Source organism: Loktanella sp. SALINAS62 (assembly GCF_018263905.1).
Lineage (GTDB): Bacteria > Pseudomonadota > Alphaproteobacteria > Rhodobacterales > Rhodobacteraceae > Loktanella.
Map to the genome: position 1 here is coordinate 1 of NZ_JAAFZU010000038.1, position 5,933 is coordinate 5,933.

Annotated in this window: 4 protein-coding genes and 2 pseudogenes; 4 read left to right on the plus strand and 2 right to left on the minus strand. The window is 55.3% G+C overall.

Going from position 1 to position 5,933, the window contains the following annotated elements:
- Window positions 1-104 precede the first annotated feature (104 nt).
- Window positions 105-635, minus strand: coding sequence for a hypothetical protein (locus GZH79_RS13160; protein WP_211644246.1), 531 nt, complete (start codon window positions 633-635; stop codon window positions 105-107).
- A 64-nt stretch (window positions 636-699) separates the two neighbouring features.
- Complete coding sequence (locus GZH79_RS13165; RefSeq protein ID WP_211644247.1) at window positions 700-1,572, minus strand: sugar phosphate nucleotidyltransferase; 873 nt, start codon at window positions 1,570-1,572, stop codon at window positions 700-702.
- A gap of 414 nt (window positions 1,573-1,986) precedes the next feature.
- Here GZH79_RS13165 and GZH79_RS13170 point away from each other — a divergent pair.
- The 4 genes and pseudogenes from GZH79_RS13170 to GZH79_RS13180 all read left to right on the plus strand — a co-directional run.
- Window positions 1,987-2,391 (plus strand): annotated as a pseudogene (locus tag GZH79_RS13170) (IS21 family transposase); the annotation flags it as partial.
- Window positions 2,392-2,479: 88 nt separating this feature from the next.
- A pseudogene (locus GZH79_RS19340) lies at window positions 2,480-2,587 on the plus strand (peptidase S24); the annotation flags it as partial.
- Complete coding sequence (locus GZH79_RS13175) at window positions 2,584-3,852, plus strand: Y-family DNA polymerase (RefSeq protein WP_211644248.1); 1,269 nt, start codon at window positions 2,584-2,586, stop codon at window positions 3,850-3,852. The pseudogene GZH79_RS19340 and the gene GZH79_RS13175, both read left to right, overlap by 4 nt.
- A gap of 1,201 nt (window positions 3,853-5,053) precedes the next feature.
- A partial coding sequence (locus GZH79_RS13180) for a hypothetical protein (RefSeq protein WP_211644249.1) occupies window positions 5,054-5,933 on the plus strand: 880 nt, incomplete at its 3' end.

A 5,933-nucleotide genomic window follows, 5' to 3' on the forward strand; every position in this document is an offset into this window, starting at 1 on the left:
CTTGGAAATCGTCATCGTCATCGTCCTTGCTTCTCTCAGGAAGCATGAACCAAATCCCAGTTACACAGAAGGTCGGACACTCTCTCGCAACGGGAGCAACGCGCTTAAATGACTTTGAGGGCTGTAAAGGACTCCTCTGCTTCTGCCGTAAGCCAATAAAGCACGCGTCCGGAGGCATTATCTCGCTGGAACAAAAGCCCGGACATTTGTCCAGATCCGTCCCAGAACTTGCGAAAAAAACCAAGCCTTTCGTAGACCATATGGCCAAGGATCAGACTCACGTCTCCTTTGCCGCGAAATTTCGTCAGTTCCTGATGCCCTATGCCAGGGTTGCGGGCGATTTGGCGCGTCAGGTCCCGTTCGTCATCGTTAATAGGGGCTTCATGGAAGGCGATGAGGATCGCCTCTCCGAGATCAGCATCTGCCACTTGCTTTGCCCAAGTAGCGTGTTGTTCAGCAGATGGCCCGTCGAACTCCATCGAACCTCGAACAGCGAGCTCGTCACTGATCCGGGTAGCAAGTTCTGCGATGCCTTGTGCTTCTGCGCGTTCGAGCAATCTCCGAAGGCCTTTTGTCGCGGTTGTCGGAACGCGTTCGATCGCTTTGGCGATGTTTGTGCTTGAATATGCACTCATCAGATAATTCTCCCTCCGCCAAGGCGCGCGCCTGGTCATCAAGCTGGTCAATCTCAGGATGCCATCATTCGGCAGCGACAAATCCATCCATTGGTGGAGGTGTGTCCCGCGCGACTGCCAGTTTGCGCCAGTTGCTTGCCTCCAGCAGGCCGTCATGATGACCACAGTCAAAGCGGCGACCGTCGAAAATGAACCCCTCGAGCCCCACATCGGGTGTCATCGCGGCGATGGCATCGGTCAACTGGATCTCGCCCCCTGAACCGGGCTTGGTGCGCGCGAGCTCGTAAAATATGTTATGTGGCAGAATATAGCGCCCGACAGCTCCAAAAAGAGACGGGGCTTTATCGGGTGCCGGTTTCTCGACCAGGCCCGAAGACGGCAGACGTTTGCCGTCCCGTCCCTTCGGCTTGAACGCGCCGTATTTGCGGATGTCTTCTTTTGAAACTTCCATTGCGGCAACCATCAAACCCGCGCGGACCGGGTCATAGGCAGCGACCATTTCGGCAAGGCACCCGGTGCCGACGATCAGATCATCGGGCAAGATGACAGCAAAGGGTCCGTCAAGCGTCAACTCACGCGCACACAAGACCGCATGGCCCAAACCAAGCTGACGCTCCTGATAGACAAAGTGTGCCTCAACGTCTGCATGTACTTCCGATTGCAGCATCACATCCACCAAGTCGTCCTTGCCGCGGCGGCGCAGCTTGGACATCAACACCCCGTCCGGTTTGACTTGCCGTTCGATGATCTTTTTGGAGGGATGGCTGACGAAAACCAGTCGTTCGACACCAGCGTCTTGCGCCTCTTGGATCGCGAACTGTAGCAAGGGTGTGTCGTAAATAGGTAAGAGCTCTTTCGGCACGGCTTTCGTCAATGGCAATAGCCGCGTGCCCAAACCCGCGACCGGAAGAATGGCTGTTCTGATTTTTCTGGTCATGGCTTAAACTCTCTTTTTTCATACTTTTAACGCCAAAACTTGGGGGAGAGTTCCGCCTGTGACGGCGCTCTGCCTCGAATGACAGTCCGTTCTCGGAGACTCACTTCAAGACACTGAAATACCATCCGGAAGTCCTTGGAAAATTTGTTAGGCACCGGGATCATGTCATTAACCCTTACACAAGCCCGACAACCGACGGCAGCGCCGTCGGCCCTTTGCGTGAAGTCAGAAGCAAGCGGTGAACCGGTTGCTCCCATTGTCGAGCCATCGATCTGGTCGCCGATGGTGTGGTCGGAAACTTCCACCGGCAGGAAGACGTTTCCGGGTTCCGAAGCACCCGGAGTTCCGCCCGCGGCAGGAGAATAACGAGGGTCATTCAACCATTTGAAGATCAGGTTTGCGTTCATCGCATACGATAACATGCGCACCGCGGTTGACCGCGTCGGCTGCGGGAAAGAGCGACAGGTCAACATGCGCTTCCTTGCGATGGCAAACCACTACGTGTTCGAGCCAGCGTTCTGCAATCCGGCCGCAGGCTGGGAGAAGGGACAGATCGAGAAGAACGTGCAGGATGCCCGGCGCCGACTGTGGCAACCCATGCCGGACTTCCCCGATCTTGCGGCGCTGAATGACTGGCTGGAGCAGCGCTGTGTCGCGTTGTGGACTGAGATCCCGCATGCAGCGCTGCCGGGTAGCGTTGCCGACGTCTGGGCCGCAGAGCAGGCAGCGCTGATGCCATTGCCCCCCGCCTTCGATGGCTTCGTCGAACTGAGCAAGAGGGTATCACCGACCTGCCTGATCAGCTTTGAGATTGATCGCAGAGGGGCCGCAATTTAATAAGCGGACTGCGAGACGGCTGAAAACTACCTTTCGATCCGGCGACGGCTCATTTCTTTCCGAAGCGTCCGTGGCGCCAGCCAACAGCTGTGAAGCCTTCCCCGACATTGAACTCACCGGGGACAGCGAGATCTGGGGCGTCATTGCCGGTGTCGTGCGACGGTATGATCTGGCGTGACACGCCCCATCGCGATCAGTGACAGCGCGAACCTCTACGTCAGCGCCGAGCGGATATTCGATCCGACATTGAAGAATGTCCCGGTCATCGTGCTGTCAAACAACGATGGCTGCGCCGTCGCGCGCAGCGATGAGGCCAAGGCACTGGGCAACAAGATGGGTGAGCCGTTGCACCTGATCCGTGACAAGGTCGCGGCACATGGCATCCGCGTGTTCTCGTCAAACTACACCTTGTATGGCGACATCAGCCGCCGGGTGGTGGAAGTCTACGAGGATTACACACCCAACGTCGAGATTTACTCCATCGACGAATGCTTCCTCGACTTTACCGGCTTTAGGGACCGGACCGCGCATGCCAAGGCGCTCAGGCGTGACGTTTTGCGCCGGGTAGGTGTGCCGGTCCGGGTCGGTATTGCGCCGACGAAGACGCTGGCAAAATGTGCCAACGACATCGCAAAGAAGAACCCGATCTTTGCGGGCGTGTTCGATATGATGGATCAGACGCTTGCCGACTGGCTGTTGCCGCTGGTTCCGGTAGGCGACATCTGGGGCATTGGCCGCAAGACTGAGGCCAAGTTGAAAGACATCGGGATCGGCACGGCGGCAGAGCTGCGGGCCATGCCACTGCGACAGGCCCAAGCACTCGGAACCGTCGTCCTCGAACGGACCGTGCTCGAGCTGCAGGGCGAGGCCTGTATTGCCTTTGACGAGGTAGAACCCCAGCGCAAGTGTATGGCCGTTACACGGTCATCCGGCGCGCCGATGACGGATTTTGACACGCAGTTCCAGGCGATCACCGCCCACGCTACGCGCGCAGCCGAGAAACTGCGCCAGCACGGGGTCGCAGGCACCCTGACCGTGTTCTACCATACCAACCGGCACCGCCCCGATCGGCCGCAGTATGCCGGATCGCGATCGACGCGGCTGACGCCGATGTCTTCGGACACATTCGATCTGGTGGCCGCAGCAAAGCGCTGTGCGCTGGCTGCCTGGCCGAAAATCGAGAACGCTTCGTTTGGATTCGCCAAGGCTGGGATCATGCTCGATGACCTGCTGCCCATCGCAGATCGGCCGCGCACATTGTTCGACAGCGTCAAACCGACGTCCCCTGCGCTCATGGCGGCGCTCGATGATGTGAATGGCCGGTTCGGGAAGAAGACGATGGTCATCGCCAGTGAAGGGGTGTCGCGGTCATGGCAACTGCGGGCGAACCATCGCAGTCCGCGTTATACCACGCGGTTGGCGGATCTGCCGGTGGTGCGGTGAAGGACAACGCTTCTATCACGAACAATGATTGGCGATCTTGGTAGGAGACCCGGGTAACGATCCCGGCCGTCTACGCTTATCTGGCGCTCCGGGTTTATAAATCCCAGCCGCACACCTGTGCTGTCTCCCAAAGGTAGGAAGTCAGCGTATCGAGAAAAACAGCTTTTCCAGCTGGATTGTCTTTGCAGCGGTGTTCATGGGAAGTCCTGGGTAGCGCCAAAGATGTTTCGAGGCCCGCTGTTGGGGCTCAAGCTATCAAATGTATGAGTGCGCTATTTTTGGACATGTCGCATGTGTGACCATAGATGCGCGTTCAGTCAAGAGCGTTCACCGCCGATCCTGGCTTCTCGGCGCACGTGGGTATCGTGCCTGCTAACTCCCACATTATTGATGAGGGCGCGTGCCGATCGTGTATGAACAAACACCAAGAACAGCTTTTGAAAAATTTTGGTTGAGGAACAACTTTTTGATTGACGGCGCAATCTTCTACCAGATATTGATGCCGCTATGAACATGAACTCACATATCCTCGTCATTGCCTTGCAATTGATAGACTGATCTTTCTGGATCAGGTGATGGATATCGTTCTGTTTGCCTCACGCTAACCAGTTTTCTAATACGAATCGTATCTGCATCGAGTTTGTTTTGATGTAGTTGATTCTGTCAGAATCCAGAGTTTCGCGCTGACGCATTCAATTCTTTCTTCACCACTCGATTTTGCAATCGAGTTTTTCGCAATCTGTTTCAGATCGCGAAAATGTTCAGGAATTTGGTTGGAAGAACTGAATGTTGCGTTCAGGTGCGTTCGGGAAACTACTCCTCGTAGTTCCCTCTGGGGCACCCCATCACAATCATTTCATTCTCGCAAGGCATTGATGCCTATGAGAAAAATGTTCTTTCGATCGGCTTGTTTTGCTATGTTTGAGCTGTGCTCAGACAAGCGCACTGAAGAGCAAGACCCAGCACTGAGCCGTGTTGATCGAAGGAGAGTAAAATGACTTACGGATAGCGCTTAAAACGAAAACACCCGAACCGTTGGCGCGGTTCGAGTGCATTTCGTTGGATGGCAGATACGACTGCGCGTTGTTGAGTTTTGCATATCGAAATCCCTCGGGAATTTCAATACCTGTATCTGCCTGTCGTAAATTTGATGTCGAGCCCAATTTGAACCAGCACCCGCTGGTCGGTAATGGATATCGGCTTGTCCGGCATTTTGCATAAGAAAGCCCGAGGTTTCTCGAGCCGCATGAATTGTGAGTGCCTGACCCATTGCGAATGCATGATGCCCAATTCCGGGCACCAGCACTTTCAAATGATGGGGCATACTATGTCTTACGATATTGCAGATAAAATCTATCTGCCTGAACCGTCTCGCGCCGGGCGTTCCGTTGCGGGCGCTGCAACGGGGCACTGCACAGCAAATCTTGTGCTTGGGGACGACTGTGGTGTCCGGGTGCAAGCGGAAAGCTGGCTGGAGCTCTGCCATCTCTTGCAGCTGGACGCGAAAAGCTCAGTCGTCGATCTGCAGGAGCAGGTTTTCTTTTACTATGGGCATGACCGGAAAAAGCTGAATCACAAAATTCTGGACGTCGTCACCGTGCAAGAAGACGGCCAGCGCATCGCCTACACGATCAAGCCCGAAGTTCGCTTGGTGTCAGGATCTTTTCTTGCGGAAATGCAAATCGTCGCTGGCTGGATGAAAAAGCTGGATTTTGTGGACGACTTTCGTCTCCTCACGGATCGGGACATTGACCCCATCGATCTGAATAGCGCTCTGATGTTCACCGCAGTCAGGAAAGCAGATCCGGATGCAGATGCTGTGGCGCGTTGTGTCGTGGGCAAGTTGCATGGGGGACGCAGCATTTCTGATCTGACTGCCGATACGGGAATGAAGGACCGTGGTTATCGTGCCGTCGTTCGCCTCATGCGCAGCGGGGTTCTGAAGCCAATGGTTCGTAAGATGATCACACCAAAGACAATTGTCATCAAATCTGGGGAGTGTCATGAACTCTGTGTATCTGGTCTGGCGCATGCGGGTTTCAGATACAGTTACGCATTGAAGCGATCTTCGAACATGATAG